General features: G+C 41.2%; 16 protein-coding genes. 5 read left to right on the top strand and 11 right to left on the bottom strand.

Features of this window, described 5'->3' with window-relative positions; genetic code table 11:
- The first annotated feature begins 51 nt into the window (after positions 1-51).
- Both MKY45_RS18910 and MKY45_RS18915 read left to right on the top strand, forming a co-directional pair.
- Positions 52-513: an SRPBCC family protein gene (locus MKY45_RS18910; RefSeq protein WP_212928352.1), complete on the top strand. Its 462-nt coding sequence runs from the start codon at positions 52-54 to the stop codon at positions 511-513.
- An 81-nt stretch (positions 514-594) separates the two neighbouring features.
- Positions 595-1,461, top strand: coding sequence for a YitT family protein (locus tag MKY45_RS18915; RefSeq protein ID WP_256705023.1), 867 nt, complete (start codon positions 595-597; stop codon positions 1,459-1,461).
- Between the two features lie 65 nt (positions 1,462-1,526).
- Here the strand turns inward: MKY45_RS18915 and MKY45_RS18920 are convergent, their stop codons facing one another.
- Positions 1,527-2,468 (bottom strand): dipeptidase, encoded by a 942-nt coding sequence (locus MKY45_RS18920; RefSeq protein WP_256705024.1) that lies wholly within the window; start codon positions 2,466-2,468, stop codon positions 1,527-1,529.
- 10 nt (positions 2,469-2,478) lie between these two features.
- On the bottom strand, positions 2,479-4,059 hold the full coding sequence (mbcS, locus tag MKY45_RS18925; RefSeq protein WP_341173231.1) for an acyl-CoA synthetase MbcS: 1,581 nt from the start codon (positions 4,057-4,059) through the stop codon (positions 2,479-2,481).
- Positions 4,060-4,269: 210 nt separating this feature from the next.
- Between mbcS and MKY45_RS18930 the strand changes: the two genes are divergently transcribed.
- The gene (locus MKY45_RS18930) at positions 4,270-5,283 is read left to right on the top strand and encodes a YcjF family protein (protein WP_042529995.1); all 1,014 of its coding nucleotides are present in this window, start codon (positions 4,270-4,272) and stop codon (positions 5,281-5,283) included.
- Positions 5,284-5,366: 83 nt separating this feature from the next.
- Here the strand turns inward: MKY45_RS18930 and MKY45_RS18935 are convergent, their stop codons facing one another.
- From MKY45_RS18935 to MKY45_RS18955, 5 genes are all read right to left on the bottom strand, one after another.
- Positions 5,367-5,924: a GNAT family N-acetyltransferase gene (locus MKY45_RS18935; RefSeq protein ID WP_341173232.1), complete on the bottom strand. Its 558-nt coding sequence runs from the start codon at positions 5,922-5,924 to the stop codon at positions 5,367-5,369.
- 182 nt (positions 5,925-6,106) lie between these two features.
- Positions 6,107-7,519: a SpoVR family protein gene (locus tag MKY45_RS18940; RefSeq protein WP_226895206.1), complete on the bottom strand. Its 1,413-nt coding sequence runs from the start codon at positions 7,517-7,519 to the stop codon at positions 6,107-6,109.
- Positions 7,520-7,635: 116 nt separating this feature from the next.
- Positions 7,636-8,802 (bottom strand): sporulation protein YhbH, encoded by a 1,167-nt coding sequence (gene yhbH, locus MKY45_RS18945; protein WP_139089015.1) that lies wholly within the window; start codon positions 8,800-8,802, stop codon positions 7,636-7,638.
- Positions 8,803-9,041: 239 nt separating this feature from the next.
- Entirely contained in the window at positions 9,042-10,937 is a 1,896-nt protein-coding gene (locus MKY45_RS18950) for a PrkA family serine protein kinase (RefSeq protein WP_256705028.1), read from the bottom strand.
- A gap of 153 nt (positions 10,938-11,090) precedes the next feature.
- Positions 11,091-11,531: a hypothetical protein gene (locus MKY45_RS18955; RefSeq protein ID WP_042529985.1), complete on the bottom strand. Its 441-nt coding sequence runs from the start codon at positions 11,529-11,531 to the stop codon at positions 11,091-11,093.
- A gap of 556 nt (positions 11,532-12,087) precedes the next feature.
- Between MKY45_RS18955 and MKY45_RS18960 the strand changes: the two genes are divergently transcribed.
- The gene (locus MKY45_RS18960) at positions 12,088-12,888 is read left to right on the top strand and encodes a Cof-type HAD-IIB family hydrolase (RefSeq protein WP_341173233.1); all 801 of its coding nucleotides are present in this window, start codon (positions 12,088-12,090) and stop codon (positions 12,886-12,888) included.
- A gap of 419 nt (positions 12,889-13,307) precedes the next feature.
- On the top strand, positions 13,308-15,359 hold the full coding sequence (locus tag MKY45_RS18965; RefSeq protein WP_042529981.1) for a catalase: 2,052 nt from the start codon (positions 13,308-13,310) through the stop codon (positions 15,357-15,359).
- A 74-nt stretch (positions 15,360-15,433) separates the two neighbouring features.
- Here the strand turns inward: MKY45_RS18965 and MKY45_RS18970 are convergent, their stop codons facing one another.
- From MKY45_RS18970 to MKY45_RS18985, 4 genes are all read right to left on the bottom strand, one after another.
- Entirely contained in the window at positions 15,434-16,264 is an 831-nt protein-coding gene (locus MKY45_RS18970; RefSeq protein ID WP_341173234.1) for an aldo/keto reductase, read from the bottom strand.
- A 116-nt stretch (positions 16,265-16,380) separates the two neighbouring features.
- Positions 16,381-17,325, bottom strand: coding sequence for an MBL fold metallo-hydrolase (locus MKY45_RS18975; protein ID WP_193065284.1), 945 nt, complete (start codon positions 17,323-17,325; stop codon positions 16,381-16,383).
- 30 nt (positions 17,326-17,355) lie between these two features.
- Positions 17,356-18,132 carry an enoyl-CoA hydratase/isomerase family protein gene (locus MKY45_RS18980; protein WP_042529975.1) on the bottom strand — a complete coding sequence of 259 codons (777 nt, stop codon included), beginning with the start codon at positions 18,130-18,132 and terminating at the stop codon, positions 17,356-17,358.
- Between the two features lie 21 nt (positions 18,133-18,153).
- Entirely contained in the window at positions 18,154-19,110 is a 957-nt protein-coding gene (locus MKY45_RS18985) for an NAD(P)H-dependent flavin oxidoreductase (protein WP_341173235.1), read from the bottom strand.
- Positions 19,111-19,158: the final 48 nt, after the last annotated feature.

Genomic DNA, 19,158 nt, shown 5'->3' on the forward strand with positions numbered 1-19,158 from the left:
TATCAAGGTGATTAAAAAAAGCTGAAAGCATTTTTAAGGAGGAACTACTTGATGTTAAAAGCAGATTACAGTATGGATATTAACCTGCCTCAATCAGACGTATGGCGTTATTTAGAAGATTGGTCTAATTGGGCGAAGCAGGTGCCCGGTTATCAAACACATAAGAACATATCCCCGACAGACTCGATTTGGGAGCTTCACGGAAAAGCAGGCTCCATTACTAAGGATGTAAAGCTCTATGTCAAAATCATAGAAATAACATCTCCGTCTACCGTTCAATTTCGGGTTCGTGATTCAGAAGACCGTTGTTTAGGAAGCGGCTGTTTTGAGCTTTCCCAGCTTTCTTCCCGTTCCTCCACACTGACCTGTCTATTAGAGCTTGAATTAAAAGGTTTAACAGGAAAAATAAGCGCACCATTGATTGGCTCCCTCCTTCCCGGCTTATTGGAAAAGTTTGTCCAGCGAATTGCAAAGCCTCTGACAGAAGCGGATTCTGTTGCTTTACCACTTTAAAGCTATGCTGTTTACTCTTATTCTCAACAGTGATACATTTATATAGGTCTAATTATCATTGTCGGGAAAGGAACATAGCACATGGTTAACGCAAAACAATCGCATGCATGGAAGCAATATGCCTATATTATTATTGGAGCAACCATTGTCGGACTATCCTATAATATTTTCTTCCTGCCAGCACGATTAGCTGCTGGAGGTCTGTCCGGAATCAGCACGATATTATTTGAATTATATACGATTAATCCAGCACTCAGCCAATTTATCATTAATATCCCTATTTTTATTATTGGATGGATTACTTTAGGGAAGGATTTCAGCCTAAAAACATTGATTGGAACGTTTTGGGTTCCATTTGTCATTTTTTTATCAGGAGATATTCCGATTACAGTGACCAATCCATTTCTGAGCGCACTTTACGGCGGACTTATTCTTGGTGCGGGATTAGGGATTGTATATAAAGGAAATGGTTCTACCGGGGGTACAGCAGCTATTGCCCAAATTGTGAAGAAATTCACTGGTATTTCCAGCGGCTACTCGCAATTTATCGTAGATGGACTCGTTGTGATTACTTCGATTTTTGTATTCAGCTTCGAACTAACACTGTTTGCATTAATGGCAATTTATATCAGCGGTAAAGCAATAGATATTGTCCAATTACGAACATCCGCAACGAAGCTGGTAATGATTATCACGGATGAGGAAGAAAAAGTACAGCAGCTTATTCAGAACGGTATTGACCGGGGTCTTACGAAAATCCGTTCTGTCGGCGGTTATACGAAATTGGATAAAACCATGATACTGGTGGTGGTACAGCAGGCGGAAGCAGTTAAGCTGAAGAAATTATTACAGGAAGAAACACCTGACGCTTTCACTATTTTTATCAGTGCATCCGAAATTCTCGGGAGAGGCTTCTCACTCGATAAATACGATGGACAAAAATTTTAAAACAGGAATGGAAAGAGCCAGAATATCCGGATATTCTGGCTCTTTTGCTATCTATATGGTTTTTTCTATGCCGGCAGCATATTCATTATATTTTGATAAGCAAAACCTCTGACCTGCTCCTCTGAATAATGTTTTTGCAGTTCATTCAGCAAATACGTATAGCCCGAGGCGTCCGGAATATGATCAATATAACAGCTGATGCCGTCAAAGTCTGATCCAAAACCAATATTCTTCTCTCCGCCAAGAGCACAGACATGATCAATATGCTCCAAAAGGTCAGCAACCGTTGCTGTTTCTGCCCCTTTTTTCAAGAAGACCGGATAGAGCGCAAAATGAATAGGCGCTTTTTTTTCAATCAATGCTTTCAACTGGTCATCGTATAGGTTTCTTGGATGCTCACAAATTGCCCGGGCGTTTGAATGCGAAGCAATTGGATAATCAGCCAGCTCCATCACATCCCAAAATGCTCGAACAGAAAGATGAGATACATCTGTCAAAACATTATTCGCATTATTTAACTGGACTACTTTCTTGCCTAATCTGGTAAGTCCGGCTCCCCGGGGTTCTTCAGCGCCATCAGCACATAGATTTGCCGGATTCCATGTCAATCCAACAGATTTAACTCCCATTTGGTAAAGCGTCTTTAGTTTTTCAAGATCATTGCCAATTGCTTCGGCTCCTTCTAACGTCAATACGGCACCAATCTCATCGGAAGCAAGCGAATGAATATCCTTCCAGTTTTGAATAAACCGTACCTTCTCATTCTTTCCCACAATTTCTTCATGAAAAATGGCTGCCTGCTCTTGCGCATACTTCCATTGATCTGTTGTCGCCACATTTTCCGGATCAACAAAAATCGCAAAGAACTGGACCGCAACATTTCCCGCTTCTAACAGCTTCAGATTCGTTTCTATCTCCGGCGCATCTCGAAAATCAAGCTTTCTTTGCTCCAAGCGTGCTGTCTGTAATTTAAGCAGTGCGTCACAATGCGTATCGATTACCTTCATGCTGTCTCCCTCACTTAAAAGAATTATTATATTCTTTCTGTCTTAACTCCACACGCCGAATTTTACCAGAGGATGTTTTCGGCAATTCAGAAACAAATTCAATTTTTCGCGGATACTTATATGGTGCGATTTCATGCTTTACATAGCTCTGCAGGGCTGCAACTACTTCGCTATTTCCAATAATATTATCTTGTAAAATAACAAATGCCTTTACAACATTGCCTCTTACCGGGTCTGGGCTGGCAACGACAGCACATTCTTTCACATCCGGATGTTTTACGAGCGTATCCTCCACTTCAAAAGGTCCAATCGTATAGCCGGAGCTGATAATAATATCATCGCTTCTTCCTTCAAACCAGAAATAACCGTCCTCATCCATGCTTGCCTGGTCTCCGGTAACATAATAATCTCCGCGCTGTGTTCTTTTCGTTTTTTCCTCGTCTTTATAATACCCTTTAAACAAAGCAGCTGTATCAAGCGGAATGGCAATATCTCCAACCTCACCAGTTTTCACCAGCTTCCCGTCTTCATCAATAATAACGACATCATTTCCCGGAGTTGGTTTCCCCATTGAACCCGGGCGTACTTCCATCCCTTTTAAGAATCCGAGCAGCAAGGTACTTTCTGTCTGCCCGTAACCATCTCTGACTGTCACATCAAAATGATGTCTGAACTTATCAATCACTTCACGGTTTAAAGGTTCTCCGGCAGAAACTGTGCTATGCAGTGCATTCAAATTGTAATCATCTAAATTAGAAAGCTTCGCCATTAAACGGTACTCTGTCGGCGTACAGCAAAGCACATTAACCTGATGCTTTTCCAGCAGCTCCAAATATTTTGCTGCATCGAATCTTCCTGAATAGACAAACGCTGTTGCTCCCATCCCCACAATGGATAAAAATGGACTCCATACCCATTTCTGCCATCCGGGTGCAGCAGTTGCCCAAACCGTATCGCCATCTTGAATACTGAGCCAATAACGAGGAGCAGAGGACATATGTGCAAATCCCCAGCCATGAGAATGAATAACTGCCTTTGGATTTCCTGTTGTTCCGGATGTATAAGATAAAATGGCAATATCGTCTCTTGATGTTTCTACCGTTTCTAACTGATCAGAAGCTGCTGCTTTTTCTTTATCAATTGATACCCAGTCTTCTATCTCTTTTCCCACACTGAATTTAGCAAGCTGCTCATACTCTACAACTCTTTTAAACTCTTCCACACATGCTTCTGTCGCAACAACTGCATTAATTTCGCCATGTGAGATACGAAATTGCAAATCCTTGGTCCGCAGCATCTCAGAGCTTGGTATAATAATCATTCCTGTTTTTAAGGCTGCAATATATAGTTCATACGCTTCAATACAGCGCGGCAGCATAATCATTATTTTATCTCCGCGTTTTAAACCGTGATTTAACAGGATATTCCCTGCCTTATTTGCATTCTTTATCAGATTCGTATACGTGATTTCTTTTATATCTCCATTTTCTTCTTCTAAAATAACCGCTTTTCTTCCTTCATCTGCAGCATATTTTTCAAATTCAGAAGTAATATTATATAATGCAGGTGCAATCAAATCTGATTTTTTCATCTTATTCCTCCTCAAATTAGTACCTCGTACTATACGTTAGTCATTATATCAAGAAATAAGAACAAGTTCAAAAGGATTTAAATTTTCTGATAGGATTAAAGATATAAAATTCTTCCTTCTCTCTTTTAGACAGCTAAAATTATATCCTTCTGTAAATAATGGTGTATGATAATAATTAAAAGGGAATAGTAACAGGAGGGAGTGTTGCTGATGTCAGCATTTAATGAGAAAGATTTCGATAAAGCTTATAATGAGGAAACGAAAAAAATAAATAAACAGCTCGATAAAGATATTATTTTCGCCATGATTGGGGACATCAATACCGGAAAATCATCTACCATTAACCAGCTTATTGGTGATGATGTCGCCAAAGTCGGTGCACGTCCTGGAGAAACGATTGGTATTGATAAATATGTATACCGGGACAAAATTATTTTCGCAGATACGCCCGGGCTTGATGATATCAACCACACTAATTCGGAAGAAACCTTTCGCTTTTACCGCGAAGCAGATGTCATTTTATTTTTCCTAAACGCAGCTGGAACAGTTTTTTCAGAAGGGGAAAGAAAGTCATTTGAAACCATCAGAAAAGAAAATAAGCAGATTGTTTTTATTTTAAATAAAATTGATGCAGCAGATGATATCCCGGCTCTCGTTCAATATGTGAAGGAGCATACGTCAAAACGTTATCCGGTTATCCCGATTTCCTCCCGGACCGGAGAGAATATTGATAAATTACGAAATGAGATACTAGAAATTCTGAAAAAAAAAGAGAAGGAAATTCAATTCGCAAGACTTATTAAAGAAAAGTCGCAGACGGCCAACAAATGGATTTTAGGCGCTTCGGCCTCAGCAACTGCTGTCGGAGCAACACCGCTTCCTGGATCAGATTTTATTCCATTGACAGGAATCCAAGTCGGGTTAATGATTAGACTGGCAACCTTATATGAAAAACCATTATCCAAAAAGAAAGCAAAGGAGCTGACAATTGCCACGATTACTGGTAATATCGGCAAAACTATCTTTCGTCAGGTCTCCAAATTTGTTCCTGGTGCAGGCTCTGTCATCGGCGGAAGTGTTGCAGGCGGGATGACACTTGCGATGGGGTATTCGGTGAAATATGCTTATGAAAATAATATTGAATTGAATGCAGAGACGTTGAAGTCTCTTTACAGTTATTTTTATAAAAGAGGGAAACAAGAGGAGAAGGAAGAAAAGGACTAAAAAAATAGAATAAAGAAAAGGAAAAGAACGATTGCTTCTAATCTGCGAAGCAATCGTTCTTTTCCTCTATTATGGCGATATACTTACCCCTCAAACTCGCTCTTTAAAATAGAATATATCTTAATATCCTCTTGTTTCCCTTTTCTCCGCATCGACTTTCTCAATGTTCCTTCATAGATCATCCCTGTTTTATCCGTTAATTTATAGGAAGCTTTATTTTTCGGATGGCATCTTGCATGAATCCGTTCCAGCTTCACTTCTTCAAAACCAAAACGAACGATTTCCTGAACAGCTTCTGTTCCAATTCCCTTTCGCCAATATTTTCTAGAAAGCGCATAGGCGAGCTCGGCAGAATAATGCTTTTGATTCCAAGCTAAGTCAATGGTGCCGATAACACGATTGTTTTCCTTCCAGACAATGACCCACGTTGCTCCCATATGACGTTTGTTACTAGCTAATATGAACTCTATAAAGCCTTCCGTATCCGCAAGCGTCTGATGCGCTCTCCAGGTCAGATATGTTGTTAGATTTAGGTCAGAAGCATAATCAAAAATATCCTGCAAATCTGTTTTTTCTACATTCCTTAAAATGAGCCGGTCCGTTTTCAATACTGGAAATGGACTAAACGGATTATTATTCACTTCCTCTCCTCCCTCTTCACGTAAAAAATTATTACAATTATATCCAAAAACAATCGTGTTTCCAAGTACTTTCTATATTACGAAATAGGAGACAAAACTAAAATGGATAACGAAAGAGACTCTTTCCTGTGTAGGTGCGAAAATAAAAGGCTGGCCAACTATCTAACCAGCCTTCACCCTATTCAAATCCGCTGCTTATGCATATCCTTCCCATCATACGTATACAGTGTTTCTTTTCCTTCAATAATTGTTTCTAAATGCACGGCTCTTCCCCATAATTGATAGACATATGGTAAAACATGCTCCAAATATTTAATATCCAGCTCAATACCTTCAAAACCATGCCGCAGATAGAGCTCTCCATTACGAAGATAGTCGCCATTTTCTACAGTAATATATGGAAAACCGCCGTTTACACGCTGAGAAACAAGCTGATCGCGTACTTCTACATAATCCTTTTCTGTAATCCGATAATCTCTTCCTTTTTTCTCAAAAAGATACATATCCTCTTTTGCGACCAATTCCTTCGTTAAATAGTTGCGGATAAAGGAAATATCAGACTCCATTTCCCTTACTTCAAAAATTTTATCTCTTCCTTTATTCGGTTCACATCCATTTCTTATCATTTCTTCCGTTGGATTATTATAACGCTCCTCAATATCCTCAAAGATTTTTATTCCTAAATAATATGGATTAATGGATGTCCGGGACGGCTGCACCACGCCGGCATTCAATTTTGCATATTCTAACGTTTCCGAGGAGGTTAAATCTAATTCCCGCATTATGCGCTGATGCCAATAGGATGCCCAGCCTTCATTCATTACCTTCGTTTCTAACTGCGGCCAGAAATAAAGCATTTCCTCGCGCATCATCGTTAATACGTCACGCTGCCAGTCTTCCAGTTCTCTGCTGTATTCTTCAATAAATAATAATAAGTCCTTTTCTGGAAAGGGGGGAATTTTCTTTTGTCTTTTTACCTTTTTCGTCTGCGAGCTTTTGCCACGCTGATCTAAACTCCACAGATCATCGTACTCACCGCGTTTTTTGTGAGTGTCCTCCTCTATCATATCATCCGCTGCTTTGGGTGGCAGTTTAAACCGGACAATTGAAGGATCAATATGCTCCTGAATCGATAAAATTGCATCTAAAAAGCTCTCCACCTCTTCTTTTCCATGCACCATTTCATAATGGGCGATACGCTCTGCTGTTGCTGTCATACTTTCCACCATATCCTTGCGCGTATTTGCAAAGCGGATATTATTCTTAAAGAAATCACAATGCGCCAGAACATGGGCAATAATCAGCTTATTTTGAATCAGGCTGTTCGTATTTAACAAAAAGGCATAACAAGGATCCGAATTGATTACCAGCTCATAAATTTGGCTCAGGCCTAAATCATATTGCAGCTTCATCTTATGAAATTGCTTACCAAAGCTCCAATGGGTAAAACGTGTCGGCATCCCATAAGCGCCAAATGTATAAATAATATCCGCCGGGCAAACCTCATAGCGCATCGGATAAAAATCCAGACCAAACCCTTTGGCTACCTCCGTAATTTCTTCGATAGCTTTTGTTAACTCCTTTGTTTCGCTCAAGTAGATTCCTCCCTTTATTCAGCTACTATTAGTCTATGTCCTCTGAATAAAATCTTGCCATTCCTATAAAACAGCTCAAAGATTAGTATATTTCTTTGAGCTGTTCGTTTTTTTTTCTATATGCGTGCTGCTGTCTTTTGAAAAAAGCTTTTCATCGCATGATAGACATCCGCTTTTTCTTTTAATACATAGTGCTTAAACTTCGGATGGTCAATCGTTTTATAAGCATTCATCAACGTAGAATAGCGGTTATAGCCATTGACTTCTCCGTAACCAAACATATTCGATTTCTCCATCAGCTGATGGACTAACTCAATGCATGTCTTGTTATCCGAGCTAATATTCTCTCCGTCTGAAAAATGAAAAGGATAAATATTATAGCGGGACGGGGGATATTTTTCTTCAATGACCTCCAGCGCTTTATAATACGCAGATGAACAAATCGTTCCGCCGCTCTCTCCTTTAGAGAAAAAAGCCTCTTCTGTCACCACTTTCGCCTCTGTATGGTGAGCAATAAATTCAAATTCAACACTTTCATATTTTGTTTTCAAAAAACGGTTCATCCAGAAAAAGAAGCTGCGGGCTATATACTTCTCAAATGCGCCCATCGAAGCACTTGTATCCATCATCGCCAGGACAACCGCTTTGGAATCGTGCCGGATGACTTCATTCCAGGTCTTAAAACGCAGATCATCGTTATAAATTGGCGTGATTTGTGCCTTTCCATCCCGCGCATTCCGCTTTAATGCGGTTAATATCGTTCGTTTCTTATCTACATTTCCCATTAACCCTTTTTTACGCACATCATTAAATTCGACTTTTTCCGTAATAATCTCTGATTTTTCTTTTTCCTGCAGATTAGGAAGCTCTAATTCTCGGAATAATGCGTCTTCTATCTCTGCAATGGATACTTCCGATTCATAATAATCCTGTCCCGGCTTATCCCCGGCTTTCTTGCCATTGCCGGCTCCCGCCTGCTGCCCGTCTCCAGGCGCGCGTGCGACGACATCTCCAACCTCTGAATCTCCATTTCCTTGCCCTACATGCTTTGATTTTTCATAGTTATATCTGATTTTATATTCATCCAGCGAACGAATCGGGATTTTCACTACATCCTTGCCATTGGACATAATGATATTTTCTTCACTGACCAGGTCAGGCAGGTTTTTCTTGATGGCATCTTTTATTTTCTCATTATGGCGCTGCTGATCCTGATAACCCTTTCGATGGAGAGACCAGTTTTCTTGGGAGACGACGAAATTATGCTCTTGCTCATTGGACACTCGAATCCTCTCCTTATATTTGAATTGTTTCCAATCATCAGTTTATGGTACAAACAGTTTTAGAAACATGCTTTATCTATTGTATGCAAGAGGGGATAAGTTATTGCAGACGGATTAAAAGAATTTGAGGTTTTTAGAAAAGCTTATTTCCTTTTATCAGGTAAGTTAAAAAGTGGTATCCATGTTCATCTGGATACCACTTTTCATTTTTCTAAGATGAAATAAATATAAACACTGCTTTATCGATTCAGTAAACTTCCTACATAACGCAGCAGTTCATTCGCAGACACCGAATTATACCCATGCTCATCAATCAGACGGGCAATCACTTCATTAATCTTTTTCAGCTGCGATTCATTCGGTGTTTTCGATGAGGTTGTAATTTTCACAACGTCTTTCAAATCAGCAAATAATTTCTTTTGAATCGCTTCACGCAAACGCTCATGCGATTGATAATCAAATCGCTTTCCTTTACGCGCATAAGCAGATAAACGGATTAAGATTTCTTCCCGGAAGCCTTTTTTTGCATTTTCCGAGATGCCAATCTGCTCCTCAATCGAACGCATCAGCTTTTCATCTGGATTCATTTCTTCTCCAGTGAGCGGATCACGTAATTTATTCTGGTTACAATATGCCTCAACATTATCCAGATAGTTATCCATTAAGGTCTTCGCTGATTCTTCATACGAATAAACGAATGCTTTCTGTACTTCTTTTTTCGCAATCTCATCATATTCTTTCCGGGCAATCGAAATATAGTTTAAATATTTATCCAGATCATCCTTGGAAATAGACGGATGCTGGTTTAATCCCTCCTTCAGCGAACGTAATACATCCAGTGCGTTGATAGAAGGGATTTCTTTACGGATAATCGTGGAGGAAATACGGTTGATGACATAGCGCGGATCGATCCCAGCCATTCCCTCATCCGTATACTCATTTGAAAGTTCCTCTATATCAATCTGATTATATCCTTCCACACTTTCCCCGTCATAGAGCCGCATCTTCTTCACGACATCGATTCCCTGTTTTTTCGATTCTTTCAATCGGGTCAAAATGGAGAATATCGCCGCAGCTCGTAAAGCATGGGGAGCTACATGAACATCCGCAATATCACTTTCCTGAATCATTTTCTTATAGATTCGTTCTTCTTCACTGACCTTTAAATTATATGGAATCGGCATCACAATCATTCTGGAATGAAGTGCCTCATTCTTTTTATTGGAAATAAATGATTTATATTCTGATTCGTTCGTATGCGCTATAATCAGCTCATCTGCGGATATCAAAGCAAATCTCCCGGCTTTAAAATTTCCTTCCTGCGTCAGTGAAAGCAAGTGCCACAAGAATTTTTCATCACTTTTTAAAATCTCCTGAAACTCCATCATTCCGCGGTTGGCTTTATTTAACTCTCCATCGAACCGGTAAGCACGCGGATCAGATTCAGATCCAAACTCAGCAATCGTGGAAAAATCAATGCTGCCGGTTAAATCGGCAATATCCTGTGATTTCGGATCAGACGGGCTGAATGTCCCGATTCCTACCCTTTTATCCTCTGAGAAAAAGATTCGCTGTACCTTAACATCTTCAATCCTGCCGCCGTATTCCTTTTCTAAACGCATGGTATTCAATGGAGATAGGCTGCCTTCCACTCGTATACCATATTCTTCATGGAAATCTTCCCGCAAATGCTGTGGGATTAAGTGAAGAGGATCTTCATGCATTGGACAGTTTTTAATGGCATATACAGCCCCTTCATCGGTACGTGAATACTGCTCCAAGCCACGCTTCAGCAAACTGACAATAGTCGATTTTCCACCGCTGACCGGTCCCATTAACAGCAAAATTCGTTTTCTGACGTCCAGCCTTCTTGCTGCCGGATGAAAATACTCTTCTACTAAGCTTTCAATTGCTGATTCCAGACCAAAAATAGCTGATCCAAAAAACTCATACATTTTATGGTTATCTCTCTCCGTGACCCCTGCACTCTTGATCATATTATACACCCGGGAATGTGCAGTCTGTGCGATTGTCGGGTTTTCTTTCACCAGCTCTAAGTATTCCGCAAACGTGCCTTCCCATACCAGCTGTTTTTCTGCTTCTCTATCGTTTTTTACTTTATTTAAAATATCCATCGCAGGCTCCCTCCATCTTACAACGATTTCTATATCCTATGCAGTGGAAGTGTAAAACATGCTCTATGGAAATATTTTAGAAAAACATTCAGAGTTCATTTTTAAACGGATGTTTAAAAGTCCAATAACAAAACACGGCGGGGTGCCGTGTTTTTACTCAAGAACATTTTCATTATATGTATCAAAGTCATACCTTTCCCCTTGAATTATCGTATACCGGGTACTCCCCCGCTCCACTGTCCAGACTACTACCTCCCGTTCATCTGTCTGTGCGGTAACCACTGATAAATCCGGATTATCAGCTAATCCGGTCGATTCGATGTAATCGTCCTGCAGCTCTTTCTCGCGGATAAGCGTAATATTCATCATATTGACCCCGTACATGGTCCGGGCATCTTCTGCTAATTCATTCGTTAATTCATCAATTGGATGCTCTTCTAAATACTCCTCTGAAAAGTAGGAAGCTACATTTTCTTCTTCCTCCATAATCGCAGCTTGATACATATCATTGACTACCCGGGCACTATTCGGACTTAAACAGCCTGCCAGGAACAAAGGAATACATATCATCATTAGTAATACCAGGCGTTTCATATGAATTAACTCCTTATTTTTGTCTCTAACAAAATTTTTTATAATTAAAACATTATAACAAGTTACTTTTTTTGATGGGACTTCTAATCGCAGCAACGGTTTTAATAGACCGAGTAATCGCAGGTCTCCATGTTATCAGGTTAATATAATGAATTAAAAATTAGTATGGGTGGTGATAGCACTATCTAGCGAAGGAAAAACACGGAGACTCCTGGTCGGCTAAGAACGGTCACGTCCTGTGACCAACGACCGACACTAGGACGCCCTGTCCGTCGTGGGAAAGCGCAGTGGGAAGACCCCGCAGGGAAAAAGGGCTCTTCTTTTTACCGAGGAGGCTGAGCTCAAGCCCACGGAAAGCGGAGTGTTTTTCCGCAGCGACTGCTAGAAAGTAAAATATTGATTTCAACTCACTCACCTTGATTGTAAGCGATTCACATATATTTGTGAAGAATAATCTTAAGCGATAATTTTAATTATTATAATAGTCAACAGTTGAATCTATACAGCAGTTCCATCATAATAGAAAGCGTATAATGAAGGTGAAATGAGGGATAAAATGGTACCAGATAAAAGTATTCTGTTTTTTGATATTGATGGGACATTATTGACAGAAGAGGAAAGAACCCTGCCTGAATCAACGAAGAAAGCCATTTTCAAGCTGAAGGAACTTGGTCATGAGCTTGCCATCGCAACAGGCCGGGCCAAATTCTTATTTGATGATTTACGAGACGAATTAGGTATTGACACTTACATAAGCTATAACGGGCAATATGTGGTGTGCCGCGGGGAAGTTGTCTATGCGAACACAATCAATCCAGAGACGTTAGAGGAATTAACCGCATTTGCTTTAAAAAATAACCATCCTGTTGTCTATATGAATGATAAAAAAATGACAACTAATGTGCCGAATGACCATCCATATATAGAAGAAAGCATTGCAACATTAAAGGTAGATGCTTATCCAGAACAGGAAGAGCATAATACGGCCCGGCAAAGTGACATTTATCAGAGCCTCCTTTTCAACACAGAAGGCGAAGAAAAGATTTATCAGGATACATTCACAAACTTAGATTTTGTCCGGTGGCATCCAAAATCGCTAGATGTCCTTCCAAAAGGCGGATCAAAAGCATTAGGTATTAAAAAACTGCTTGAGTATCTCGATTTTCCGTCAGAAAGACAATACGCCTTCGGAGACGGTTTAAATGATATAGAAATGCTGCAGCTCGTTCCTAACAGTGTCGCCATGGGAAATGCCCTGCCGGAAGTAAAGGAAGCAGCTGCATTTGTTACGAAGGATGTAAGTGATGATGGCATTTCATACGCATTACAGCACCATGGACTGCTTCCGAAGGACTAAGATTCAGCCAAACATCATCATTCCCTTTACAACGGAGTAAAGAGCCTATCCCCCCGGGACGGCTCTTTTTTATCTGTTATCAGGCAAGACAATGTTAACACAGATAAATCTTTAAATATTAAGATTTTTTATTTTTTTTGATTCGCCCTCCAGCCATTTAGCTCGGGAAATCAGTCCCCACAACCCCAACACTGCCAATATAATAAACATAACGAGATTCATCCAGCCCATATGCCTTCCCCTCTCTCATGTCTGTCTTATTCTAATAATATTATATAACGCTAAACAATCAAACAAATTTTTTAAAAGATAATATGAACTCAGAAAACCTCCATTCTTCTCCTCTGGTCATATTTACCACTTCCAGCGAATATCCTTTTATTACTGTGAAAAAAATTCATTTAAAAGGAGGATAAGACATGACAGACCACAAGAATCGGGAGCCGGAAGAAAATAAAAAAATCAGACAGCTGGAGAAATTTTATAGAGATAATGAAGGGAAACCAATGACGACGGATGAAGCGGTTAAAATTTCGGATGATGAAAATACGCTAAGCGCCGGAGACCGCGGACCGCAGCTATTAGAGGATTTTATATATCGGGAAAAACTCTCCCACTTTGATAGAGAACGAATCCCAGAACGAAATGTTCACGCACGCGGATATGGAGCGCATGGCGTGTTTGAATGCTATGCATCACAATCTGATTTAACAGAGGCACATTTCTTACAAGATGCGGGCAGAAAAACACCTGTGTTTGTCCGTTTTTCACAGGTTGCCGGTTCCAGAGGTGCTAATGAAACACTCCGGGATGTGCGCGGCTTTGCCACCAAATTTTATACGGAGGAAGGAAACTTTGATTTAGTCGGCAATAATATCCCAATCTTTTTTATTCAGGATGGCATTAAATTTCCCGATTTGATTCATGCGCTAAAACCAGAACCAAATAATGAAATCCCTCAAGGCCAGACAGCACATGATACATTTTGGGATTTTATCGGAAGTAATGAAGAATCTGCCGCCATGATGATGTGGATTATGTCTGACCGCACCATCCCCCGCAGTTTTCGAACCATGCAGGGCTTTGGTGTGCATACATTCCGACTCGTAAATAAAGAAGGTGTATCGCATTTTTGTAAATTTCATTGGCAGCCAGTTCTAGGCGTTCATTCTCTGATTTGGGATGAAGCACAGAAAATCGGCGGTGCTGATCCGGATTTTCACCGGCGGGACTTATGGGAGAATATCGAGAAAGGTAATTTCCCCGAATACGAGCTTGGCATTCAAGTGATTCGAGAGGATCAGGAGTTTGATTTTGACTTCGATATTCTAGATTCTACCAAGCTGTGGCCGGAGGAGCTTATTCCCCTGAAGAAAATCGGGAAAATGACTTTAAACAAAAATGTCGAGAATGTATTTGCAGAGACAGAACAGGTTGCGCTTCATCCGGGAAATATTGTTCGCGGAATTGACTTTACAAATGATCCGCTGCTGCAAGGCAGACTGTTCTCCTATGCAGATACACAATTTTACCGTGTGGGCACTAATTTCAAACAAATTCCAATCAATCGCCCTATTCACACAGCACATAATAACCATCGTGATGGTGCAGCACGTTATGTGATTGATAAAGGACAGGTTGCCTACCATCAAAATTATCTGGCGAATAATACACCTTATCCTGTGCCGGGCGATAAAGGCGGATTTGTCACCTACCCTTCTCTGGTCGAAGGAAAAAAGGTACGTCAGACAGCACCCAGTTTTGAGGATCATTTTTCTCAAGGACGACTTTTTTGGAACAGCATGAGTGATGTGGAAAAAAGCCATATCCTGCAGGCATTCAGTTTCGAGCTTGGAAAAGTGAAGAATCCGGAAGTACGGGAGCGCGCGGTTCGTCTGATTGCCCATATCAGCAGACCGCTGGCTGTTTCGGTTGCCGAGGAGGTTGGCGTGCCAGCTCCGCCGGAAGCTATTCCAGAATCCGATGTGACCGCTTCCTCGCCGGCTTTAAGTATGCAAAATACAGTGTTTCGTACGGATACCTTAAAGGTCGGGGTGATTATTGATGAACAATATGACAGTAATGCTTTAAAAAACGCGATGGCGTCGTGGGAAAAAGCAGGATTAGAGCCTGTTTTTGTAAGCAGAAGGCTCGGAACATTGGAAGGAACAAACGGGGATAGCCTTTCCGTTGATGAAACATTTTTAACCGGATCGCCGCTTCTGTATGATGGTTTATTTGTTATTGGCGGCCCATATGCTACCAGGGATTTTCATTTTATGACAAATCAATTTATTGTGGATCAGTTTAACCATTATAAGCCTATTGGCGGTATTGACGAAGGAGCAAAGTGGATAGAAGAAATTCATCTTCAAAATCGCCCCGGCGTCTTGACAAGCAGAGCCCCGACCGACGGCTTCTATAAAGCCTTTGTCAATGCAATGGCGAAACAGCGTTTTTGGGATCGATAAGAAAAAATGCGCCGCGCAGAATGTTTTTCAGCGCAGCGCATTTTTTACAGTTCTCTCTGACGGAAGCCCGAGAGTTATTTATCATATTCGTCTGGATTGGAACCAGAACGGCTATTTTCATTCAACGCATCGATCTGTTTCATTTCCTCATCCGTTAATTCAAAATCAAAAATATCCGCATTGGAAATGATGCGTTCCGGGGTAATTGATTTTGGAATGGTAACAACTTGATGCTGGACATCCCATCTTAAGATGATTTGCGCCGCATTCTTCCCGTATTTCTCTCCAATCGTAACAAGCGCTGGATGATTTAGCAGTTCTCCCCGTTTCAGCGGAGACCAGGCTTCCAGCTGGATGCCATGTCTTTCACAAAAAGCGCGCAAGCCTTCCTGCGTTAGATGCGGATGAAATTCCACTTGATCAACTGCCGGAACAACTTCTGCTTCTGCTAAAAGCCGCTCTAAATGCTGGATATGAAAATTACTCACACCAATGGCACGAACGCGTCCATCATGATAAAGCTTTTCCATTGCCTTCCACGTATCTATAAACGTTTCTTTTACAGGCCAATGAATCAGATATAAATCCAAATAATCGGTATCTAATTTTTCAAGACTTCTTTCAAATGCTTCTAATGTAGACGCATAGCCCTGCTCATCATTCCAGACTTTTGATGTCAGAAAAATATCGTTTCTCAGTATACCAGACTCCTTGATACCCTGCCCGACACTGGCTTCATTCTGGTAAAAAGAAGCGGTATCAATACTGCGATAACCATGCTCCAGCGCAGTTTTCACTGCGGCCACTGCTGTCTGTCCTTCTTCTACTTTATAGACTCCCAGTCCAAACGCAGGCATATCTACGCCATTATTTAATGTGACTGTACCCTGAAGGTGATTACTCATATCAGACATCCATCCTTTCTTATCTTTTCTATCATCTTATAACAATCAATCACGTAAAAGAAAGAAAAAGGAACTAGCAGATAATGCCGCCACTCTAAAATGGGCGGCATTGTCTGCTAGTTCGTTACATGATACATATACACACCATCTGTCAACTCGCGCGTACACTCCCCAGCCAGACGCAAATATTCTAAATGGGCGACCGTTTCACCTACTGCAAACCGCGTATCGTGAACAGCCAGCTTTTTCGGAAACAGCTTTTCCATTGTTTCATAAACCGTTAAGCCGGTTTTCAGCATTTCCTTTAGGCTGTTCAATCTTTCTTTATGATGGGTCTCTATTTCCTGAATTCGCTTGGATGCATTTTGGAACGGGTCGCCATGGGATGGAATAACCCATTCGACGTCCAGTTTCTTAATTTTCTCCAAGGAATTCAAATAATTTTCTAATGGGTTTGGGTCCCCGTGAAACCAATAGGAAATATTCGGAGTAATCCTCGGAAGAACATGATCCGTTGACAGCAGCACATTCTTTTCCTGATTATAAAAGGTGACTAAACCGTCTGAATGACCTGGTGTATGTATAATCTCATAGACATATTTCCCAAATTGAATCGTTTCCCCTTCCTTTAAAATGTTTTCCACCTTTGGATAAGGGGTTACTAATGGTGCAAATGCAGCAGTATTCTGCGTCAAAGCCCTGCTTTTCTCCTCGGGAATGCCCGCCCGATAATAATTCTCCCATAACTTTTCTAAAAAGGGCTGCTCCCAGGCCTGCAGCGCCGCCTGTAAATCAATTTCAGACATCCAAACGCGCGCATTGGTTCGTTCCTGCAGTTTCCCTGCATAACCAAAATGGTCTGGATGGTAATGAGAAACAATAATGTCCGTAATTTGTTTCCCTTCTATTTCCTTTTCCCATATTTTCTCCGTAGTTGTATTATGCAGACCTGTATCTAAAATCTTATAGCCGTCCGCTTCCTCAGCAATAAAACAATGGACATGATTTAAGCGGAACGGCAATGCTAAAGTAATCCGCTTTATCCCTAATTTATCTAACATCGGCGTCACTTCTTTCTAAACAATCCGCTTTTATTTTCCTTTAAAACTCGGTTTTCTTTTGTCAAAAAATGATTGAATCCCTTCTTTATTATCCTCTGTCTGCAGCAATAAGGTCTGGATAGCCGTTTCCTGCAGATCATTTGTACCGCTGCTCCATTCATCTGCATAGTTGACCATATGCTTTACAAATTTATTAGCAAGCGGCGGCCCGTTAACAATAAAGCCGGCATAATCAATGGCTGCTTCCACAACCTCGTCCTCTGTTACGCGATTAACAATGCCGCGCCGATATGCTTCTTCTGCTGAAACAGGTCTTCCTGAAGAAATCCATTCCTTCGCTACGGCACTTGGCAGGTTATCTGTCAGTTTTTTTACTAAGCCTAAATCCGGTATAATGCCTACATCGGTAAAACTGCATAGAAAGGCTGCATCCTTTTTAGCTACGACAAAATCTGCTGCAACGGCAATACTGAAGCCTGCTCCTGCGGCAAAGCCATGGACTGCGCTGATAACGTATTTATCAAGATCCCGTATCGTCTGAATAATCTCTAATGCCTGCTTCATATATTCCATTATTTTCGCGCTGTTATCCAATGTATGAAGCACTTCCAAATCGCCGCCGGCTGAAAATATTTTTCCCTCTCCGCTGATGATGACAGCTTTGATATCCGAATCTTTTTCTGCGTCCGTCAGCGCTTCCACCAAGCCTCTCGCCATTACAATCGACAGGGCATTGCGTTTCTCCGGCCGGTTCATCTTTATCAAAGCAATCGCATCTTTCTTTTCGTATTTCACTGCATCTGTCATTGCCTTCTCTCCCTTTTTAAATCAAGTCAGCTGGTGTTGTTTTTTTGCTTGTGTATATGCTGTTTTTAATTCATCTACAGCTCCCTGCAGCGTCTGTATTTTCGTTGTTCCGCCAACTCCCTGGCCAGCGCCCCAAATATCCTTCCACGCTTTAGCTGAGGTGTCCGACAGCTTTTTAAAATCAAGCCCGGCCTTTTCCGGTAAATTCTTTGGATCCAATCCAGCTTTGACAATACTGGGGATCAAGTAATTAGCAGGTATCCCGCTAAACGCAGGCGTATAGATAATATCCGCAGCCGCAGATTGAATAATCGATTCCTGGTAATCCGCACTTGCTCCGCTTTCCGCTGTCGCAATAAAATGGGTGCCAATATAGGCAAAATCAGCTCCTAGAAGCTCTGCGGCCAATATTTGCTCTCCTTTTGTAATGGTGCCCGCTAAAGCAACGGGGCCATTAAAAAAGCTGCGTACTTCCTCGATAAATGCAAAAGGATTTAGCGTTCCAGCATGCCCGCCAGCCCCGCTTGCTACTAAGATCAGCCCGTCACTGCCCTTTTCCAATGCCTTTTCAGCAAATTTCACATCCACCACATCGGATAAAACAAGACCTCCATAGCTATGAACAATCTTTACAACCGGAGATGGATCTCCTAACGATGTAATAACGATTGGCGGCTGATGCTTCTCGATCAGCTCCAAATCCTCGTAAAATCGTTTGTTAGAGGAGTGACTGATGAAGTTGACGCCCCAGGGTGCCATCGCTGCCTCTGGATTTGCTGCTTCTTTTTCCTGTAATCTCTCATTGATTTCAGCCATCCAGCTGTCTAAAACATCCTTCGTGCGGGCATTCAGAGCCGGAAATGTTCCAATGATTCCTGCTTCACATGCCCCGACAACCATGTTTGGGTTAGAAATTAAAAACATCGGAGCCATGATAACCGGCAGCTCCATTTTTTTCTTTATATCAGTCAATTGCATTTAACCAGCTCCTTTTCCATTAGAAAACACGGAAGCGCCGCTCCGCGC

The organism is Oceanobacillus sp. FSL K6-0251, from assembly GCF_038004725.1.
Classification (GTDB): Bacteria; Bacillota; Bacilli; order Bacillales; family Amphibacillaceae; genus Oceanobacillus; species Oceanobacillus oncorhynchi.

Coding starts and splice junctions, on each gene's coding strand:
- MKY45_RS18980 (WP_042529975.1), bottom strand. CDS start 18,132: ATGACAGATGCAGTGAAATACGAAAAGAAAGATGCGATTGCTTTGATA.
- MKY45_RS18970 (WP_341173234.1), bottom strand. CDS start 16,264: ATGAGTAATCACCTTCAGGGTACAGTCACATTAAATAATGGCGTAGAT.
- MKY45_RS18910 (WP_212928352.1), top strand. CDS start 52: ATGTTAAAAGCAGATTACAGTATGGATATTAACCTGCCTCAATCAGAC.
- MKY45_RS18920 (WP_256705024.1), bottom strand. CDS start 2,468: ATGAAGGTAATCGATACGCATTGTGACGCACTGCTTAAATTACAGACA.
- MKY45_RS18965 (WP_042529981.1), top strand. CDS start 13,308: ATGACAGACCACAAGAATCGGGAGCCGGAAGAAAATAAAAAAATCAGA.
- MKY45_RS18950 (WP_256705028.1), bottom strand. CDS start 10,937: ATGGATATTTTAAATAAAGTAAAAAACGATAGAGAAGCAGAAAAACAG.
- MKY45_RS18960 (WP_341173233.1), top strand. CDS start 12,088: ATGGTACCAGATAAAAGTATTCTGTTTTTTGATATTGATGGGACATTA.
- mbcS (WP_341173231.1), bottom strand. CDS start 4,059: ATGAAAAAATCAGATTTGATTGCACCTGCATTATATAATATTACTTCT.
- MKY45_RS18930 (WP_042529995.1), top strand. CDS start 4,270: ATGTCAGCATTTAATGAGAAAGATTTCGATAAAGCTTATAATGAGGAA.
- MKY45_RS18975 (WP_193065284.1), bottom strand. CDS start 17,325: ATGTTAGATAAATTAGGGATAAAGCGGATTACTTTAGCATTGCCGTTC.
- MKY45_RS18955 (WP_042529985.1), bottom strand. CDS start 11,531: ATGAAACGCCTGGTATTACTAATGATGATATGTATTCCTTTGTTCCTG.
- MKY45_RS18915 (WP_256705023.1), top strand. CDS start 595: ATGGTTAACGCAAAACAATCGCATGCATGGAAGCAATATGCCTATATT.
- MKY45_RS18985 (WP_341173235.1), bottom strand. CDS start 19,110: ATGCAATTGACTGATATAAAGAAAAAAATGGAGCTGCCGGTTATCATG.